The organism is Aeromonas sp. TS_SC_11 (assembly GCF_057318915.1).
Genome location: NZ_CM170470.1, coordinates 661,336 through 680,000, shown reverse-complemented (window position 1 = coordinate 680,000; position 18,665 = coordinate 661,336). Strand labels below are relative to the sequence as shown.

General features: G+C 57.3%; 21 protein-coding genes and 2 rRNA genes (1 of these 23 running past the window's edge). 15 read left to right on the top strand and 8 right to left on the bottom strand.

The window, feature by feature from the left end; all coding sequences use genetic code 11:
* The 4 genes from AC1P02_RS03200 to AC1P02_RS03185 form a co-directional block, all read left to right on the top strand.
* Positions 1-731 (top strand): 23S ribosomal RNA (locus AC1P02_RS03200); it begins 2,159 nt to the left of the window's first position.
* A gap of 122 nt (positions 732-853) precedes the next feature.
* A 5S ribosomal RNA gene (gene rrf, locus AC1P02_RS03195) occupies positions 854-968 on the top strand.
* A gap of 359 nt (positions 969-1,327) precedes the next feature.
* Positions 1,328-1,645, top strand: a complete 318-nt coding sequence (gene tmaR / locus AC1P02_RS03190) for a PTS system regulator TmaR (RefSeq protein WP_005314445.1) — start codon at positions 1,328-1,330, stop codon at positions 1,643-1,645.
* Between the two features lie 217 nt (positions 1,646-1,862).
* Positions 1,863-4,946, top strand: coding sequence for a transglycosylase domain-containing protein (locus tag AC1P02_RS03185; protein WP_282789566.1), 3,084 nt, complete (start codon positions 1,863-1,865; stop codon positions 4,944-4,946).
* 89 nt (positions 4,947-5,035) lie between these two features.
* Here AC1P02_RS03185 and yjgA read toward each other — a convergent pair whose 3' ends face one another.
* The gene (gene yjgA / locus AC1P02_RS03180) at positions 5,036-5,560 is read right to left on the bottom strand and encodes a ribosome biogenesis factor YjgA (protein ID WP_021140203.1); all 525 of its coding nucleotides are present in this window, start codon (positions 5,558-5,560) and stop codon (positions 5,036-5,038) included.
* Between the two features lie 112 nt (positions 5,561-5,672).
* Here yjgA and pmbA point away from each other — a divergent pair, with 112 nt between their 5' ends.
* Positions 5,673-7,016 carry a metalloprotease PmbA gene (gene pmbA, locus AC1P02_RS03175; protein ID WP_159167151.1) on the top strand — a complete coding sequence of 448 codons (1,344 nt, stop codon included), beginning with the start codon at positions 5,673-5,675 and terminating at the stop codon, positions 7,014-7,016.
* Positions 7,017-7,107: 91 nt separating this feature from the next.
* Here the strand turns inward: pmbA and murA are convergent, their stop codons facing one another.
* From murA to mlaF, 7 genes are read right to left on the bottom strand one after another with little or no spacing between them, the layout of a single operon-like run.
* A complete protein-coding gene (gene murA / locus AC1P02_RS03170; RefSeq protein ID WP_087756668.1) occupies positions 7,108-8,364 on the bottom strand; it encodes a UDP-N-acetylglucosamine 1-carboxyvinyltransferase in 1,257 nt (418 codons plus the stop codon).
* 15 nt (positions 8,365-8,379) lie between these two features.
* Positions 8,380-8,637, bottom strand: coding sequence for a BolA family iron metabolism protein IbaG (gene ibaG / locus AC1P02_RS03165; protein ID WP_485184056.1), 258 nt, complete (start codon positions 8,635-8,637; stop codon positions 8,380-8,382).
* Positions 8,637-8,909: an STAS domain-containing protein gene (locus AC1P02_RS03160; protein WP_087756667.1), complete on the bottom strand. Its 273-nt coding sequence runs from the start codon at positions 8,907-8,909 to the stop codon at positions 8,637-8,639. The genes ibaG and AC1P02_RS03160 overlap by 1 nt, the downstream gene beginning before the upstream one ends.
* Complete coding sequence (gene mlaC, locus AC1P02_RS03155; RefSeq protein WP_485184054.1) at positions 8,906-9,538, bottom strand: phospholipid-binding protein MlaC; 633 nt, start codon at positions 9,536-9,538, stop codon at positions 8,906-8,908. The genes AC1P02_RS03160 and mlaC overlap by 4 nt, the downstream gene beginning before the upstream one ends.
* A 9-nt stretch (positions 9,539-9,547) precedes the next feature.
* The gene (mlaD, locus tag AC1P02_RS03150) at positions 9,548-10,039 is read right to left on the bottom strand and encodes an outer membrane lipid asymmetry maintenance protein MlaD (protein WP_005314428.1); all 492 of its coding nucleotides are present in this window, start codon (positions 10,037-10,039) and stop codon (positions 9,548-9,550) included.
* 7 nt (positions 10,040-10,046) lie between these two features.
* On the bottom strand, positions 10,047-10,826 hold the full coding sequence (mlaE, locus tag AC1P02_RS03145; RefSeq protein ID WP_005314426.1) for a lipid asymmetry maintenance ABC transporter permease subunit MlaE: 780 nt from the start codon (positions 10,824-10,826) through the stop codon (positions 10,047-10,049).
* Positions 10,826-11,626 (bottom strand): phospholipid ABC transporter ATP-binding protein MlaF, encoded by an 801-nt coding sequence (gene mlaF / locus AC1P02_RS03140; protein WP_282789569.1) that lies wholly within the window; start codon positions 11,624-11,626, stop codon positions 10,826-10,828. The genes mlaE and mlaF overlap by 1 nt, the downstream gene beginning before the upstream one ends.
* 207 nt (positions 11,627-11,833) lie before the next feature.
* Between mlaF and AC1P02_RS03135 the strand changes: the two genes are divergently transcribed.
* From AC1P02_RS03135 to npr, 10 genes are all read left to right on the top strand, one after another.
* Positions 11,834-12,829, top strand: a complete 996-nt coding sequence (locus AC1P02_RS03135; RefSeq protein ID WP_034524103.1) for a KpsF/GutQ family sugar-phosphate isomerase — start codon at positions 11,834-11,836, stop codon at positions 12,827-12,829.
* A complete protein-coding gene (gene kdsC, locus AC1P02_RS03130; protein ID WP_005314419.1) occupies positions 12,829-13,383 on the top strand; it encodes a 3-deoxy-manno-octulosonate-8-phosphatase KdsC in 555 nt (184 codons plus the stop codon). Before AC1P02_RS03135 ends, kdsC begins: the two co-directional genes overlap by 1 nt.
* Positions 13,380-13,940, top strand: a complete 561-nt coding sequence (gene lptC, locus AC1P02_RS03125; RefSeq protein WP_005314417.1) for an LPS export ABC transporter periplasmic protein LptC — start codon at positions 13,380-13,382, stop codon at positions 13,938-13,940. The genes kdsC and lptC overlap by 4 nt, the downstream gene beginning before the upstream one ends.
* A complete protein-coding gene (gene lptA, locus AC1P02_RS03120; RefSeq protein WP_005314414.1) occupies positions 13,927-14,454 on the top strand; it encodes a lipopolysaccharide transport periplasmic protein LptA in 528 nt (175 codons plus the stop codon). Before lptC ends, lptA begins: the two co-directional genes overlap by 14 nt.
* A 3-nt stretch (positions 14,455-14,457) precedes the next feature.
* Complete coding sequence (gene lptB, locus AC1P02_RS03115; protein ID WP_005314412.1) at positions 14,458-15,183, top strand: LPS export ABC transporter ATP-binding protein; 726 nt, start codon at positions 14,458-14,460, stop codon at positions 15,181-15,183.
* 65 nt (positions 15,184-15,248) lie between these two features.
* Entirely contained in the window at positions 15,249-16,688 is a 1,440-nt protein-coding gene (locus AC1P02_RS03110; RefSeq protein ID WP_059112774.1) for an RNA polymerase factor sigma-54, read from the top strand.
* A gap of 21 nt (positions 16,689-16,709) precedes the next feature.
* Positions 16,710-16,997, top strand: a complete 288-nt coding sequence (hpf, locus tag AC1P02_RS03105; protein WP_005305957.1) for a ribosome hibernation promoting factor — start codon at positions 16,710-16,712, stop codon at positions 16,995-16,997.
* Between the two features lie 2 nt (positions 16,998-16,999).
* A complete protein-coding gene (ptsN, locus tag AC1P02_RS03100) occupies positions 17,000-17,446 on the top strand; it encodes a PTS IIA-like nitrogen regulatory protein PtsN (RefSeq protein ID WP_485184046.1) in 447 nt (148 codons plus the stop codon).
* 42 nt (positions 17,447-17,488) lie between these two features.
* The gene (gene rapZ, locus AC1P02_RS03095; RefSeq protein WP_005314405.1) at positions 17,489-18,355 is read left to right on the top strand and encodes an RNase adapter RapZ; all 867 of its coding nucleotides are present in this window, start codon (positions 17,489-17,491) and stop codon (positions 18,353-18,355) included.
* 20 nt (positions 18,356-18,375) lie between these two features.
* Positions 18,376-18,648 carry a PTS phosphocarrier protein NPr gene (gene npr / locus AC1P02_RS03090; RefSeq protein WP_005314403.1) on the top strand — a complete coding sequence of 91 codons (273 nt, stop codon included), beginning with the start codon at positions 18,376-18,378 and terminating at the stop codon, positions 18,646-18,648.
* Positions 18,649-18,665: the final 17 nt, after the last annotated feature.

Here is an 18,665-nt window from a genome sequence, read left to right as displayed (position 1 = left end):
CACCCTTGTATGTTTGATGTTCTAACGCAGGGCCCTGAATCGGGCTCGCGGACAGTGCCTGGTGGGTAGTTTGACTGGGGCGGTCTCCTCCCAAAGAGTAACGGAGGAGCACGAAGGTTGGCTAATCCTGGTCGGACATCAGGAGGTTAGTGCAATGGCATAAGCCAGCTTAACTGCGAGACGGACAGGTCGAGCAGGTACGAAAGTAGGTCATAGTGATCCGGTGGTTCTGAATGGAAGGGCCATCGCTCAACGGATAAAAGGTACTCCGGGGATAACAGGCTGATACCGCCCAAGAGTTCATATCGACGGCGGTGTTTGGCACCTCGATGTCGGCTCATCACATCCTGGGGCTGAAGTCGGTCCCAAGGGTATGGCTGTTCGCCATTTAAAGTGGTACGCGAGCTGGGTTCAGAACGTCGTGAGACAGTTCGGTCCCTATCTGCCGTGGGCGTTGGATGATTGAAGGGAGTTGCTCCTAGTACGAGAGGACCGGAGTGAACGAACCTCTGGTGTTCGGGTTGTCACGCCAGTGGCACTGCCCGGTAGCTAAGTTCGGAATCGATAACCGCTGAAAGCATCTAAGCGGGAAGCGAGCCCTGAGATGAGTCATCCCTGACCCCTTGAGGGTCCTAAAGGGCCGTTGGAGACCACAACGTTGATAGGTGGGGTGTGTAAGCGCGGCGACGTGTTGAGCTAACCCATACTAATTACCCGTGAGGCTTAACCATACAACACCCAAGAAGTGTTCTAAGGCTTGTAGCAAATCGAAGAACTACTACCTAATTCAGTGATAGCGACCAGCCAATAGGCAAATCGTTATTCACGTCAGCTTTCTGGATTGAAGAATTTGCCTGGCGGCCATAGCGCCGTGGAACCACCTGATCCCATGCCGAACTCAGAAGTGAAACGCGGTAGCGCCGATGGTAGTGTGGCATTCGCCATGCGAGAGTAGGACACTGCCAGGCACCCAACACGAAAAACCCCGCTCATCGAGCGGGGTTTTTTATTGCCTGAAATTCAAGTTTTGGTCGGCTATCACCTTATGACGGCACATTCCATATGGCCTTAGCTCAGACCCCAAAGCACTACTGGCGTCTTGCCTCCTGACGTGACCGTTTCGTGCGCTATCATGGCTCTTGAGTTTTAGTGTTCCTATTGATGTTCTCTTGCCAAAACCCACTGCCAAGCCTGCAATTAGGGTTGTATATGCCTCATAACTCGGTAGAGTAAGGGCATCTCGGGTTTACCTGTACACTCTCTTTTTTCTCTCTTGTACCGGTAATGCTTGATCTGCTTTTATCAACCTTAAGTCAGTGGTATCGATATGGAACAAGTAAACAAGTCCACCTTCAGCGATGTACTGGAATATGTGCGTATGTCCCGTCGCCAGAACAAACTCAAGCGTGAAATCGCGGACAACGAGAAGAAGATCCGTGATAACCAGAAGCGTGTATTGCTGCTCGACAACCTGAGTGACTACATCAAGCCCGGCATGAGTATCGATGAGGTTCAGGCCATCATCGCCAACATGCGTACCGACTATGAAGAGCGCGTTGATGATCACATCATCAAGAATGCCGAGCTGTCCAAAGAGCGTAAAGACCTGAGCGCCAAGCTCAAAGCCATGAGCTCCAGCAAGTAAGCAAGCCTCTTTGCTACCTGAAAACACCGGCTTTAGGCCGGTGTTTTGTTTTCTGCCATCAGCTCGGATCTCTCATCAAGCTGCAACAATCGGCTCCCCTTTTTTTGATCGCCCTGTTACCATCACTACAAAGCGGTCAACAGTTTTCAAGCCATTGACTTGAAACGACTAAGCTTGAGTGAAACACAATAAATTGCGCAACCATGGCGGGGCTGATATGGGCGCATCAGAACAGACGGATTTGAACAAAGTGGCATCTCAAGATTCATCTGTCCCAAGCGCGGACGGCAAGTACAAGCGCAAGCGTCGTCCCTGGTGGCGTTGGTTGTTTTGCTTTCTCTTTTTGCTGTGCCTGGCGGCTGCGATCGCCCTGGTTGGCTATGAGATGCAGACCTCCCGACTGCAGTCGCAGGAGATCTCCCGCTATGCGGCCAAGCTGACCTATCAGGTTGAAGCTGGCCCCAGCAAGCAAATAATCTTCCCTGAGGATGGCCCCTTCGACAAGCGGCTCGGCTATGTGCTGCTGCCCATGATGCAGGAGCGTCTGCTGCAACGGGGTTATCAGGTCAGCGAGCAGACACATTTTTCCGATGCGCTCTATGACTATGCCAGCCGTGGTTTCTTTGTTCCCTATACCGAGAAAGTGCAGGCCGGTCTGACTCTGCATGACTGCCGTGCCGAGCCCTTCTATCAATTCAAGTATCCGACTCACTATTACCCGGATTTTGCTTCCATTCCTCCTCTGGTCATACAGTCGCTGTTGTTTATCGAGAACCGCGATCTGTTGAGCAATGAGCAGCCGTTGGCAAACCCGGCGGTAGATTGGCCCCGCTTTGCCAAGGCAGCAATGTCACAGGTGGGCAAGGCACTGGACATGCAGGATCAGTCCGCAGGTGGCAGCACACTGGCGACTCAGGTCGAGAAATACCGCCACTCTCCCGATGGTCTGACGCTGTCACCGACCGAGAAGATCCGCCAGATGGCCTCGGCCAGTGTGCGGGCGTATCGGTTGGGGCCGGAAACCCTGGAGGCGCGCAAGCTGGTTGCCTGGGCTTATCTCAACTCTGTGCCACTCTCGGCCGCCCCTGGTTATGGCGAGGTACATGGGCTGGGTGATGGCTTGTGGGTCTGGTTTGGCGCCAATGTGAACGAAGTCAATCGGCTGCTGGATCCGGCTCGTAACCAGGATGCGGCACTTGAAGAGCAAGGACTTGCCTTGCGGCAGGTTGTCTCGCTGATGATCGCACACCGCCGCCCCTCCTACTATCTGGCGCAGGGACGGGATGCACTGGCGACCCTGACTGACAGTTATCTGCGTCTGTTCGTGCAGGAGGGCATGATCACGCCGCCGCTGATGGAGGCTGCGCTCAAGGCCAAACTTGGTTTCCGCGACTTCCTCCAGTCCCCCGCTATGACTCGAGTCAACAACAACAAGGGCTTGCAGGTTGCTCGCACTCGCCTGAGCCGCCAACTCGGGGTACAGCTGTATGATCTGGACCGGATGGACCTGAGCGCGGATACCAGCCTCAATATGCCGCTGCAAAACGAGATCTCCCGTTACCTGCAACAGCTTGCCGATCCCGCGTTTGCCGCTCAGGTCGGCCTGTTTGGTGAGCGTCTGCTCTCGCCGGAGAAGACAGGGGATGTGCGTTACAGTTTTACTCTGTTCGAGAAATCACCTGAAGGTTTCAAGGTACGAGTGCAGACGGACAACACGGATCAGCCATTCGACATCAACGAAGGCAGCAAGCTGGAGCTGGGTTCCACCGCCAAGTTGCGGGTATTGACCACCTATCTGGAAATTATTGCAGAGCTGCATGACAACTATTCCGAGATGCCAGCAGAGAGCCTGCGCAAGATTGAGGTCTCGGGTCAGGACAACCTCAGTCGCTGGGCTGTCTCCTATCTGATGACGGCCAAGGACAAGAGCCTGCCGTTGATGCTGGAGGCCGCTCTGGATCGCCCATACTCCGCCAGTCCGCACGAAGGCTTCTTCACCGGGGGCGGTATGCACACCTTCAACAACTTCCGCCGTGAGGATAACGGACGCATTCCTCCGATACGAGATGCACTGCGCGAGTCAATCAACCTGCCGTTCGTGCGTCTGATGCGGGACATAGTGCGCTACAGCCTCTATCGGGAGGGCAACCGCGCCCAGCTGCTCAAGGATGACAAGGATCCCCGTCGTACCGAGTATCTGGCCAAGTTTGCCGATAAAGAGGGGCAAACCTATCTGCTGCGCTTCTGGCGCAAGTATCGCGGCAAGACGGCGGATGAGCAGCTCGACACCTTCCTGGATGGCCTCAAGCCCAGCGCCGTACGGCTTGCCGCCGTGCATCGCTATCTGATGCCGGATGCCTCGCAGGAGACCTTTGCCGCCTTCCTGGCCAAACGGTTGCCGCGTGACAAGCTCAGCGACAGACGCATTGAGCAGCTTTACACCAGCTATGGCCCAGGCAAGTATTCCTTGCCGGATCAGGGTTACATCGCGCGGGTGCATCCGCTGGAACTGTGGTTGCTTGCCTATCTCAAGGAGTTCGACAAGGCGACCTTTGCCGATGCGGTTGAAGCCAGCCGGGATGAACGACAAGAGGTATACAGCTGGTTGTTCAAAACTCGTCACCGCAGTGCCCGTGACAGCCGTATCCGTACCATGCTGGAGGTCGAGGCCTTCCTCGACATCCATCAGCGTTGGGCCAAGCTGGGTTATCCGTTTGACCATTTGGTACCATCGCTGGCAACGGCTCTGGGTAGCTCGGGGGATAGACCCGCCGCGCTGGCCGAGTTGATGGGGATCATTCAGAACGGTGGCATTCGCACTCCAACCCTGCGTATCGAACATCTCTCGTTTGCCAAGGGCACACCGTTTGAGACCAACTTTGAGCCCGTTCACACCGAGGGCACCCGAGTGCTTCCCGCAGAAGTAGCGACTGCTTTGCGCAATGCACTCTCCAAGGTGGTGGAAGGGGGAACTGCAAGGCGTATCGCCGGTGCCTTTGCTCTGCCGGATGGCACTGTGCTGCCGATGGGGGGCAAGACAGGGACTGGCGACAACCGGATCGAGACAGTGGGTCGTTATGGCAATGTCACCAGTTCGCTGGCGCGCAACCGGACCGCGACCTTTGTCTTCTTTCTGGGAGAGGACCACTTCGGTACCCTGACCGCCTATGTGCCGGGCAGCCAGTCTGATAAGTTCCGCTTCACCTCTGCCCTGCCAGTGCAGGTGCTCAAGGGGATGGCTCCACTGCTGATGCCTTATCTGCAACCCGGTACTCATACACAGTGTATGGCGGGCAATTAGCTCGCAAACCAGGATAAAAAACGGGGCCATATGTTGGCCCCGTTTTACGCTGTGTCGCTTGCTGCTCGCCATGAGGCGTGAGCCATCACTTACAGCAGGTCTTCGATTTCGCCACGCAGGTATTGGTACATTTCACGATAGGCGACCGGCGGCTTGTTCAGTTCCCGTTCCTTGTTGGCGGAGCGGATCAGCTGGCGCAGCTTCTGGCGATCCAGCTCGTGGAACTGGGACATCAACTCGTTGAGCGCGCTGTCGCCTTCGTTGATCAGGCGCTCACGCCACTGTTCCAGGCGATGCAAGCGGGCATTTACGGTGGAGTGGCGGTTCTTGATGATGGAGAGCGCTTCTTCGATCGGCTCGATATCACGGCTGCGCATCAAGCGGCCGATGAACTGCAAATGGCGACGGAAGGACTCATCCTTCTTGGGCTTGAGTTTGCGGCCCAGCTCGACAGCATCGGCAAGCTCTTCATCCAACGGGATTTTTTCCAGCTCACTGTGGCTTAGAGAGACTATCTCTGCGCCCAGCTTTTGTAGCACCTCTGCATCACGCTTGAGCTGAGTCTTGCTGGGGCCCCAGTCTTCCAACTCGTTGTCGTCTTGATATTGACTCATCGGTCTATTGATTCCTGTCATTCACGTTGGTGGATATGTTACCAGCTTCTCCCGCTGGGCGCAGGGGTCTGATATGCTTAGCCCCTTTCCTTCCTTCATATAGATGTGAGTTATGGATCAGCAAGACCAAATTCGCCAGGATCAAGCCCATCTCGAGGCCGTCGTTGCCGAGGCACTGGAGATAGCCAAAGGACTGGGCGCCTCGCTGGCCGAAGTCTCCATCAGCAAACAGACCGGGTTGTCGGTGAACACCCGGGGTTGTGAACTGGAAAGTATCGAATTCAACAAGGATGGTGCTCTGGGCATCGCGGTTTATCGCGATGGTTGCAAGGGTTCATCTTCCACCACGGATCTGGGCAAGCCAGCTATCCGCGCCGCCGTCGAAGCGGCCATGGAAATCGCCCGCCATACCTCTGCCGATGATTGTGCCGGTCTGGCAAATGCCGAGCTGCTGGCCTGGGATGCCCCCGATCTGCAACTGTGCCACCAAATCGAACTGGATCCCCAGCGCGGGATCGAGCTGGCCATCGAGTGTGAGCGGCTGGCGCTGGGTCGCGATGCCCGCATAAAACACTCCGATGGTGCCGGTTTCTCCAGCCACCTCGGCATCAAGGTCTATGGCAACAGCCACGGCTTCGTCAAAGGCTATGCTGCGTCACGCAACTCCCTGAGCTGCGTGCTGATTGGCGAGCTGGATGGCGACATGCAACGGGACTACGGCTACTCATCGAGTCGCGACCTGGGTGGGCTCTGGAGTCCGCAACGTATCGCCGATGAGGCGGTGGAACGCACCGTCTCCCGCCTGGGTGCCCGCAAGATCTCCACTCGCCATGCGCCCGTGCTGTTTCACCCGGACACAGCCGCCGGCCTGTGGGGCCATCTGGTGATGGCCATCAGCGGTGGCAACCTCTATCGCAAGTCGAGCTTCCTGCTCGACAAATTGGGCAAGCAGATCCTGCCCCAGTGGCTCACTATCCAAGAGTTTCCCCACCTGCTTGGTGGACTGGCCAGTACGCCGTTTGACGGGGAAGGGGTACTTACCCGGAATATGGACATAGTGCGCAACGGCGAGCTGATGAGCTGGCTGCTTACCTCCTACTCCGCCCGCAAGCTGGGACTGACCACCACGGGGCATGCCGGTGGCATTCATAACTGGCAGGTTTCCAACACGGGCCAGGATTTCCAGGGGATGCTCAAGGAGATGGGGACTGGCCTGCTGGTGACCGAGCTGATGGGGCAAGGGGTCAACATCGTCAATGGCGACTACTCCCGTGGCGCAGCCGGCTTCTGGGTTGAGAATGGCGAGATTGCCTATCCGGTGGAAGAGATCACCATAGCAGGCAACCTGACCGAGATGTTTAGCCATATAGTGGCGGTGGGGTGTGATGAAGATGAGCGCTCCAGCCTCAAGACCGGTTCCGTACTGGTGGAGAACATGAAGCTGGCGGGACATTAATACCCGCCCTCACGCTGAATCCATGATATGAAAAAGGCCCCCTCGCCAACGCGAGGGGGCCTTTTTAACAGACATGTTCAAGGGATGGCAATCAGCCCTTGATACGCTCGATGCGCCCGCCCAGACCTTGCAGCTTGTGCTCGATATCTTCGTAGCCACGGTCGATGTGATAGATACGGTCGACTATGGTGGAGCCTTCGGCGACGAAGCCGGCCAGCACCAGACTGGCGGAGGCGCGTAGGTCTGTGGCCATCACCTGGGCACCCTTGAGTTGTTCGGTGTCACGGCAGATGGCGACATTGCCCTGCAGCTCTATGTCCGCACCCATTCGCACCAGTTCCGGTACGTGCATGAAGCGGTTCTCGAAGATGGTCTCTGTGACCATGCCGGTGCCCTTGGCGACGGCGTTCAGCACGGTGAACTGTGCCTGCATGTCGGTCGGGAAGGCCGGGTAGGGAGCTGTCTTGATGGTGACCGGCTTGAGAGTGCGGCCTGTCATGTCGAGGGTGATCCAGTCAGCCCCTTTCTCGATCAAGGCGCCAGCCTCTTCCAGCTTGACCAGTACCGCCTCCAGCAGGGAAGGATCTGTCTTGCGACAGGTGACTTTGCCACCGGTAACCGCTGCGCCAACCAGGAAGGTACCGGTTTCGATACGGTCAGGCTGCACGCTGTAGTTGCCACCGTGCAGACGCTCGACACCGTCGATGGTCAGAGTGTCGGTGCCCGCACCCTGAACCTTGGCGCCAAGCGCGTTGAGGAAGTTGGCCAGATCGACCACCTCCGGCTCACGGGCGGCGTTCTCGATCACGGTGCGACCGTCGGCCAGGGTAGCGGCCATCATCAGGTTCTCGGTACCTGTGACGGAAACCATGTCCATCAGGATATGAGCACCCTTGAGGCGACCATCGACACGGGCCTTGATGTAACCATCCTCGATGGCAATCTTGGCACCCATCAGCTCCAGGCCGTGGACGTGCAGGTTCACCGGACGGGCACCGATGGCGCAGCCACCGGGCAAGGAGACGTCGGCAGCCCCGAAACGGGCGGCCAGCGGGCCGAGCGCCAGTATGGATGCGCGCATGGTCTTCACCAGCTCGTAGGGGGCGACGTGGTTGTTCACCGCACCGGTCAGCACTGTCACGTTGCCGTTGACCTTGGTGGTGGCACCCAGCATCTCCAGCAGCTTGAGGGTGGTACCCACGTCTTTCAGGCGCGGTACGTTGGAGAGGTGGATCTCCTCATCACACAGCAGGGTGGCGAACAGGATCGGCAGGGCGGCATTTTTGGCGCCAGAGATGGTCACTTCGCCGTTGAGAGTACAACGACCATCGATCTTGAATTTGTCCATTTACTTAGATACCAATCAGGAGGGCAGTAGGAATTTACGTTCGCGTTTCCACTCTGCATCGGTAAAGGCCTTGATGGAGAGTGCGTGGATGGCGTTGCTGGCGATCTTGTCCATCAGTGGGGCATAGATGGCCTGCTGCTTCTTGATCCGGCTCATGCCGTCAAACATGTCACCGACGGCGATCACTTGATAGTGACTGCCGTCTCCTTTGACATGGACTTCGGACAATGGCAGAGCCTCAAGGAGTATCGCTTCAATTTCAGAGACTTGCATTATGCGTCCTCAGTTGTGAGCGGAGTTGACTGAAACAGACTGGCCACCCCATACAGGTTGGCCAGGGTATAAAAATCAGTGGAGGCGCCCACCAGTTGCGGTGTGGCACCTCGTACCAATACGGCTTTGGCCCATTTGACCAGCAGTGCCAGCCCGGCGGAGTCCAGGGTGGTGACGCCACTCAGTTCGAGCCGATCTTCCTGCCACCACTCGGCGCGGCGTTGCCACAGGGCATTGACCTGTGGTGCCTGCAGATCGCCGCTAAATTTCATGACTTGATGACCAACGGCTTGGCGTTGTGAGCACGCAACTGGGCGATCACTGCATCTATGCCATTCTGGCGAATGAGGCCGCCCAGCTCGTTCTGCTTGGCGGAGAGCAGGCTGATCCCTTCGGCGACCATGTCGAAGGCCTTCCATTCGCCGGTCTTGTTGTTCTTGCGCAGCTTGAATTCGAGGAAGATATCCGGCTTGCCGGCCTCTTTCACGCTGACGTTGACGGCGGTGATATTGCTGTCACCCGGCGCCTTGCCCGGCTCGACTTTGACGGTTTGCTTGTCGAAATGGGCCAGCGCATCGGCATAGGAACTCACCATGTACTCGGTGAACACCTCGACGAAGGCGTCACGCTGGGCCGGGGTGGTCTGCTTGATCTGGTTGCCGAGCACCTTGTAGGCAGCGAAGCGGTTGTCCACGTAGGGCAGCAACTCTTCACGGATGATGACCCGCAGGTGATCCGGATTGCTCTTGACCTGGGACTTGTCCGCCTTCAGGCGGGCAAAGGTCTGCTTGGCCGCTTCGTCCACCAGGGCATAGGGGTCGGCGGCATTGGTGGCGTGAGCCACCAGGGAAAACAGCATGCTGGTCATCAGACCCAGCAACAGGGTGATCTTCTTGAACATGGTTACTCCTTACTTGCTGTCGGATTTGGTGTCGGAAGACTGGCTATAGAGGAACTTGCCAATCAGGTCTTCCAGCACAATGGCTGATTTGGTGTCTTCAATCATGTCGCCATCCTTGAGCATGCTGGTACCCATCTCCTCATCGCTGAAGCCGGGCATCAGGCCGATGTACTGCTCGCCGAGCAGGCCCGAAGTCAGGATGGAGAGGGTGCTGGTTTCGGAAAACTCGCCGGCGCTCTTTTGCATCAGCAGGGAGACGACCGGCACCTGGCTCTTGGCATCCAGGGTGATGTCGCTGACCCGACCGACGACGACGCCACCAACCTTGACCGGTGAGCGTACTTTCAGGCCGCCGATATTATCGAAATGGGCGCGCAGGGTATAGGTTTCTCCTTCCGGTTTGAAACTCAACCCTGCTACTTGCAGTGCCAACGCCAGAATGGCACCGATGCCGGCCAGCATGAAGGCGCCAACCAGGAATTCTACTTTGCTGAACTTCATCTTTACCTTATCCAAACATGACTGCGGTGAGTATAAAATCCAGGCCGAGCACGGCCAGGGAGGAGTGGACCACGGTACGGGTTGTGGCCTGACTGATCCCGGCCGAGGTCGGCTTGGCATCATAACCGTTAAAGAGCGCAATCCAGGTGACCACCAGAGCGAAGATCAGGCTCTTGATGGCACCTTGCATGATGTCATCCTGCCAGTCGACGGATGCCTGCATGGCGGACCAGAAGCTGCCTTCGTCCACCCCCAGCAGATCCACACCGACCAGCTTGCCACCGAAGATGCCGATCAGGCTGAACATGAAGGCCAGCAGCGGCATGCTGATGACGCCGGCCCAGAAGCGAGGGGCCACTACCCGGCGCAGCGGGTCGACCGCCATCATCTCCAGACTGGAGAGCTGTTCTGTGGCCTTCATCAGGCCGATCTCGGCGGTCAGTGCCGAGCCGGCGCGGCCAGCAAACAGCAGGCCGGTCACAACGGGACCCAACTCCCGCAACAGGGAGAGGGAAACCAGCGGGCCCAGACTCTGCTCGGCGCCGAAGTCCTTCAATACGTTGTAACCCTGTAACGAGAGCACCATGCCGATGAAGAGGCCGGAGACCAGAATGATGGCAACGGACTGCACACCCACGACATACAACTGTTGAAGCAGCAGAGGGAAGTGCTTGCGTGGCTCGGGTTTGCCCGCCAGCGCATGAAACAGCATTATGGTGGCACGGCCGATGGAGCTGATGACGCGCACGCCAACCCGGCCCAGCTTGCTTACTTGGCTTATCAACATCACAGATCCTGTAGCAGGTCGCCTGCCGGAAAATGAAACGGGACAGGACCGTCGGGCAATCCAAGCAGGAATTGCTCGACTTCGGGATTATGCTCTTCGCGCAATTGAGCCGGGGTGCCGTGCGCCACCACCTTGCGGTTGGCGATGATATAGGCGTAATCGGCGATGGTCAGCACCTCGTTCACGTCGTGGGTCACGATGACGGAGGTAATGCCAAGGGCATCGTTCAGCTCCTTGATCAGCTTGACCAGCACCGCCATCGTGATGGGGTCCTGGCCGACAAACGGTTCGTCATACATGATGAGGTCCGGATCCAGCGCTATGGATCTGGCCAGTGCGGCACGGCGTGCCATGCCACCGGAGAGCTCGGACGGCATCAGCTGAGCGGCCCCGCGCAGACCCACGGCCTGCAGCTTCATCATGACGATGGTGTGGATCAGCTCCTCCGGCAGACCTGAGTGCTCCCGCAGCGGGAAGGCCACGTTGTCGTAGACCGTCATGCCGGTAAACAGGGCGCCGCTCTGGAACAGCATGCTCATCCGCTTGCGCACTTCGTACAGGCGAGAGCGGGAGAGGGTGGGGATATCTTCCCCGTCAAACAGGATATGACCGGACTCCGGCTTGATCTGGCCACCGATCAGCCGCAGCAAAGTCGTCTTGCCGATGCCGCTCGGGCCCATGACCGCAGTGACCTTGCCACGGGGAATGGTCAGGTTGATCCCGTCGTATAACAGCCGATCTCCGTGACTGAAGGTCAGATCGGAGATGGTGATAAGGTCATTGTTCAAACAATTGTCCATCCGGTGTAAATGAAGAGCGAATTTTATGGGCTAGTCTAGGTCTAAGCAACAGCAAGGAACAACTATTGAACAGCCTGCTTCCTCAAAAGCGCGACAGTTTTGCGTCACCGATTGTCTCTCTTTTGGGACCGAGAAGTATCCGATTCGCTTATCTCGACAGACTTTTTTATAATCCCGCAGCAAATTTCCGCCCGGAGCTGTGCCTTTATGTCTGTAAAGCCTGAGAAAGTGTCTGAACTGTTCGATTTTCGTCGCAGCGCCCGTACTGTGCTGGACATTGAAAAACAAGCGATTGATGGACTCTATCAGTACCTGAACGATGCCTTTGACAAGGCGTGCGAGCTGGTGCTGCGCTGCAGTGGCAAGATAGTGGTCACCGGCATGGGTAAGTCAGGTCACATCGGGAGCAAGATTGCTGCCACCCTGGCCAGCACTGGCACCCCTGCCTTCTTCCTTCACCCGGGTGAAGCCAGCCATGGGGATCTGGGGATGATCTCCAGCGGTGACCTCATCATCGCCATCTCCAACTCCGGTGAGAGCGACGAGATCCTGGCCCTGCTGCCGGTGCTCAAACGTCGCGGCATCCAGTTGATCTGCATGACAGGCAATCCGGCCTCCACCATGGCCAAAGAGGCCAACGTGCATCTGTGCATCAAGGTGGATAAAGAGGCCTGCCCGCTGGGCCTGGCGCCGACCTCCAGCACCACGGCTACTCTGGTGATGGGCGATGCACTGGCGGTTGCCCTGCTGGAAGCCCGCGGCTTCACCGCCGATGACTTCGCGCTCTCCCACCCTGGTGGCTCCCTTGGCAAGCGGTTGCTGCTGCGGGTCGGTGACCTGATGCATAGCGGCGATCTGTTGCCCCAGGTGGGGATCGATGCCACCATCAGCCAGGCGCTGCTGGAAGTGAGTCGCAAAGGTCTGGGCATGACGGCGGTCGTCAACGAAGAGGGTCTGCTGGCCGGACTGTTCACCGATGGTGACTTGCGCCGGATCCTGGATCTGCAGGTGGATATCCATCACACCTCGATCGCCAAGGTGATGACGACCAACTGTGTTACCGTTGGCCCCGAGATGATGGCGGCAGAAGCTGTCAAACTGATGGAAACCAGAAAGATCAACGGATTACTGGTGGTGGATGGTGACAAGCGCCCGCTGGGGGCCTTCAACATGCATGACCTGCTGAAAGCCGGAGTAATTTGATGCAAAACGTACCGACCCTTTATGGTCCGGTGACGCGCAGCCAATACGACAGGGCGGCGCAAATCCGCCTGCTGGTGTGCGATGTGGATGGGGTGCTCTCCAACGGCCTCATCTATATGGGCAATGACGGCGAAGAGCTGAAGACCTTCTGTACCCGCGATGGCGCCGGTATGCGGGCCCTGCTCAATGCCGGGATTGAAATAGCCATCATCACCGGGCGCAACTCCCGCATCGTCAGCGATCGGATGAAGAGCCTGGGAGTGCAGCATCTGGTACAGGGGGCGGATCAGAAGCTGCCCCACTTCGAGGCGCTGCTGACCAAGCTGGGTCTGGAAGCGTCACAAGCCGCCTATATGGGGGATGACACCATAGATCTGCCGGTGATGCAGGCCTGCGGGCTCGGCATTGCCGTGGCTGATGCTCATCCGCTGGTACTGGCCCGGGCCGACATGGTGACTCGACTGGCTGGCGGCGTCGGTGCTGTGCGTGAGGTATGTGACCTCATACTGCAGGCGCAAGGGCATGGCGATTATCAGCCAGAGGCCTCGGTATGAGCAGACAGACACTGTTGTTCGCCCTGCTGTTTCTGGTGGCGCTGGCCGCCTGGCAGATTGGTGATGTCGACCTGACGCCGGAGCCGACCACCAAGGCAGAAAACTACCAGCCGGACTTCACCGCCAGGAACCTGGTGACCACCCGTTTTGATGTCAACGGTCGACGCACAGAACGGCTGGAGTCCGAGTATGCGGAGTATTACCAGATCATCGAGCAGGCTACCTTCAACAAGCCGGTGGTCTACATGTTTGACAAGCAGGGTGAGGCCGAGTGGAAAGTCACGGCCGACACAGGTGTCCTCAATACAGATGACAACGTGATCCTGCGCGACAAGGTACATCTGGATGGCCTGCTGCCCACCTCCTTCATCTCCACACTGGATACCCCCTATCTGGAGCTGGATCTGGTGACTCAGAATGTGAGAAGCAATCAGCATGTCAGCATAGTGGGTAAGGAATTCCAGACCGAAGGCGTTGGCCTGAAGGGTCATCTGGAACGCAAATATTTTGAATTACTGGATCAGGGCCATGCCATCTATTTCAATGAAAAACGCTAATCTGGCCCTCGCGGCTTTGCTGCTGTGCGGCACCGTGAGTGCCAAAGAGTCCGACTTTGCCGAAAAGGTCTATGTGGATGCGGTCAGACAGGTGGCCGAGATGCAGGACAACCGCATCACCTTCAGTGACGATGTCATCATCACTCAGGGCACCATCAAGATTAAGGCTGACAAGGTGGTGGTGATCCGTTCCGGCGACAAAGGGGCCGAGGTCATGACGGCCTATGGCAAGCCTGCCACCTTCTTCCAGATCCTGGACAACGGCAAACCGGTCAACGCCCACGGCAACAGCATTCGCTACGAGCTGAAAAATCGCCTGGTGACTATTACCGGTAACGGTCAGCTCAAACAGGAAGACAGCCAGGTCAACGGTGACCTGATCCGCTACGACATCGTCAAACAGAAGATGATCGCCGAGAGCAAGGGGCCGACCCAGCGGGTCAAGACGGTGTTCCTGCCTGATCAGGTAGAGAACTTCGACAAGCCCGCCGACCAGAAGAAGCAGGGAAAATAAACCATGGCAGTGTTGAAAGCAGCCGGCCTGCAAAAAAGTTACAAGCGTCGCATGGTGGTCAGTGACGTGAGTCTGGAGGTGGGTACCGGCCAGATCGTCGGCCTGCTCGGCCCGAACGGTGCCGGCAAGACAACTTCCTTCTACATGATAGTGGGGCTGGTGCAGAGCGATGCCGGCCTCATCACCATCGATGATCAGGACATCAGCCAGCAGCCCATGCATATCCGTGCCCGTAACGGCATCGGCTATCTGCCGCAGGAGGCCTCCATCTTCCGTCGTCTGTCCGTGTTCGACAACCTGATGGGGGTCATGCAGACCCGTAAGGGGCTGAGCCGCGAAGAGCGTGAAGACAAGGTCGAACAACTGCTGGAAGAGTTCAACATCACCCATATCCGTGACAACCTGGGTCAGAGTCTGTCAGGGGGGGAGCGACGCCGGGTCGAGATCGCCCGCGCGCTGGCGGCTGAGCCGCGCTTTATTCTGCTGGATGAGCCGTTTGCCGGGGTCGACCCCATTTCTGTGATAGACATCAAGAAGATCATCCAGCATCTGAAAGATAGAGGCCTTGGTGTCTTGATCACCGACCACAACGTCAGGGAGACTCTGGACGTATGTGAGAAGGCTTATATCGTCAGCCACGGCAAGATGATCGCCGAAGGTGCACCGGCCGAGATCCTTGCCGATGAACAGGTCAAGCGCGTCTATTTGGGCGATCAATTCAGTCTATAGTAAGGGGGCATCTCTTCATTTCCTTTGACGACTGCCTCGCTGAACATAAGGATATCCCGACGTAGATGAAGCCGACATTACAGTTGCGTCTCGGTCAGTCCCTGACCATGACGCCGCAATTACAACAAGCGATTCGTCTGCTCCAGCTCTCCACCCTGGAACTCCAGCAGGAAATTCAGCAAGCGCTCGATAACAATCCTTTGCTTGAGCAAGAGGAGAATGACGTTCAGGAGACCAGCCCGGAAGAGCCCGTCGACGACAGCCAGCTCGACTCCAGCGATGCCATGGCCCAGGATCAGATGCCGGACGAACTGCCGGTAGATACCACCTGGGAAGATGTCTATTCAGCCGGCACAGCCCAGAGCGCAGGCCCCATCCACGATGGGGAGGACAGCGTCTATCAGGGGGAAACCACCGAGAACCTGCAGGACTATCTGCTGTGGCAGATGCGCCTCACCCCGTTCAGCGATCTGGATGCCGCCATTGCGCTGGCCATCATAGATGCTATCGATGACTCCGGTTATCTGACCGTCTCTCTCGAAGATATACAGGCGGCGGTGAGCAGCGAGGATGTCGAGGTGGAACTCGACGAGGTCGAGGCCGTGCTCAAGCGGGTGCAGCATTTCGATCCGGTCGGCATCGCTGCGCGCTCGGTGCAGGAGTGTCTGCTGATCCAGCTTGGCCAGTACGCTCCTGAACTGCCCTGGCTCAATGAGGCCAGGGAGGTGATCAAGGAGCACATGGACTTGCTCGGCAACCGTGATTACCGCACCCTGGCCCGCAAGACCAAGCTCAAGGAGAGTGACCTCAAGGAGGTGCTGGACCTTATCCAGCAACTGGAGCCCAGGCCGGGTAACGGCATCATACAGAGTGACTCCCAGTACGTGATCCCGGATGTCACCGTCGTCAAGAAGGGCAACAAATGGGTCGTCGAACTCAACCCGGATTCTGCACCGCGCATCCGGGTCAACGAGACCTATGCCGCCATGGCCCGTCAGGCGCGTACCAGCCAGGATACCCAGTTCATTCGCTCCCACTTGCAAGAAGCCAAGTGGTTCATCAAGAGTCTGGAGAGTCGCAACGACACCCTGCTCAAGGTGGCGACCTGTATTGTCGAGCAACAACAGGGCTTTTTCGAGTATGGTGAAGAAGCCATGAAGCCCATGGTGCTCAACGATATCGCCGAGGCGGTGGAGATGCATGAGTCGACCATTTCCAGGGTAACGACCCAGAAATACATGCATACCCCCCGCGGCATCTTCGAACTGAAGTTTTTTTTCTCCAGTCATGTGAACACAGAAGGAGGAGGAGAGTGCTCATCGACCGCAATTCGCGCGCTGATCAAGAAGCTGGTGACGGCAGAGAATCCCGCCAAGCCGCTAAGTGATAGCAAGATCGCGGATTTGCTGGCCGAACAGGGTATTATGGTGGCGAGACGCACGATCGCAAAGTACCGTGAATCCTTGTTGATCCCGCCATCCAATCAGCGCAAACGCCTGGTTTAGGCAAAACAAAAGGAAGACGTTATGCAAATTAACCTGACCGGACACCATGTCGAGATCACCGAAGCTCTGCGTGATTATGTGAACAACAAATTTGCCAAACTCGAGCGTCACTTTGACCACATCAATAATGTTCATGTGGTGTTGAGCGTAGAAAAACTGAACCAGATCGCCGAAGCCAAGCTGCATGTCAGCGGTGGTGAGGTGTTCGCCAATTCACAGCATGCTGATATGTATGCTGCGATTGATACCCTGCTGGACAAGCTGGATCGGCAGATCATCAAGCACAAAGATAAGTTAAATCAAAAATAACTATGCAACTTGAACACATACTGAGTCGGGGCTGCACCAAAAGTGCGGTCCCTTGTACCAGCAAGAAACGCGCCCTCGAGATCATCAGTGAATTAGCCGCTGAGCGCTTGGGGACCTCTCGCCAGACACTGTTCGAGTGTTTGCTGGCACGAGAAAAAATGGGCAGTACCGGGATCGGTGCCGGTATCGCCATTCCCCACGGCCGGATCGGTGACGAGTTTCCGCCGACCGCCATCCTGATGACCTTCGCAGAGCCTATCCCCTTCGACTCCATCGACAATCAACCGGTTGACCTGCTCTTTGCCCTGCTGGTGCCGGAAAGCGAGTGCAAACAGCACCTCAAGACCCTTTCCCTGATGGCATCCAAACTGGGCGACAAGGCGGTTTGCCGCCAGTTGCGCCAGGCAACCAGCGATGAAGATCTCTATCAGATCATGACGTCGGCCTGATATTCGGGCCCTCGTGATGACCCCAAGCGGTGAGGCAACAAGATGCAATTAATAGTGGTAAGTGGGCGCTCTGGCTCGGGCAAGACAGTTGCCCTGCGCGTGCTGGAGGATCTGGGTTATTACTGTGTGGATAACCTGCCGGTCAACCTGCTGCCCCAGTTGATCGTGTCGGTCGAGAGCCAGTATGACAAGCTAGCGGTCAGTATCGACGTGCGCAACCTGCCGGTGAGCGCAGATAAGCTGGAGACCCTGCTGGCTCAGGTTCGCAATGAGGGCCGGGTGGAATTTTCCAGTTTCTTCTTCGATGCGGAGAACTCCACCCTGCTCAAACGCTACGGTGAGAGCCGCCGGCTGCACCCCTTGTCCCGCAAGCAGCTCTCGCTGGATGAGGCGATCCGTGAAGAGACCAATCTGCTGGCGCCGCTCTCCTCGACTGCCGATTTGCGTATCGACACCACCAGCCTCAGCATTCATGACCTGAGTGAGCTCATCAAGACCCGGGTGCTCGGCAAGAAAGAGAATGAGCTGGTGCTGGTGTTCGAGTCGTTCGGCTTCAAGTACGGCATCCCCAAGGACGCCGACTTCGTGTTCGATGCCCGCTTCCTGCCGAATCCACACTGGATCCCCGAGCTCAAACCCTTTACCGGCAAGGACGAGCCTGTAGCCCGCTACCTTTCCAGCCAGCCAGACGTGATGCAGTTCATCCTGCAGATTGAAAACATGCTGGCGACCTGGTTGCCTCATCTGGAGCGCAACAATCGTAGCTATGTCACTGTGGGAATTGGTTGCACTGGGGGCCAGCACAGGTCCGTGTTCATCGCAGAGCAGCTGGCTGGCGCGTTCCGCTTGCTCGGCAAGAACGTCCAGATCCGCCACCGCACCCTCGACAAAAGTACGCCGCAACATTGATGGATCAATAGGAAGATCAGATGACCGTCTCAGCCTCGGTGGAAGTGAAGAACAAACTGGGTATGCATGCCAGACCGGCCATGATGCTGTTCGAGCTGGTACAGGGCTTCGATGCCCACGTGCTGCTGCGCAATGAGGACGGCATCGAGGCCGATGCAGACAGCGTGATCGGCCTGCTGATGCTGGATTCAGCCCAGGGCAAGCAGGTGGAAGTGCAGGTGGAGGGCCCCGAAGAAGTGGAGGCGCTGGCCGCCGTGGTGGCGCTGTTCACCTCCGGCTTCAACGAGGAGTGACTCACTCCCCGCCCTGG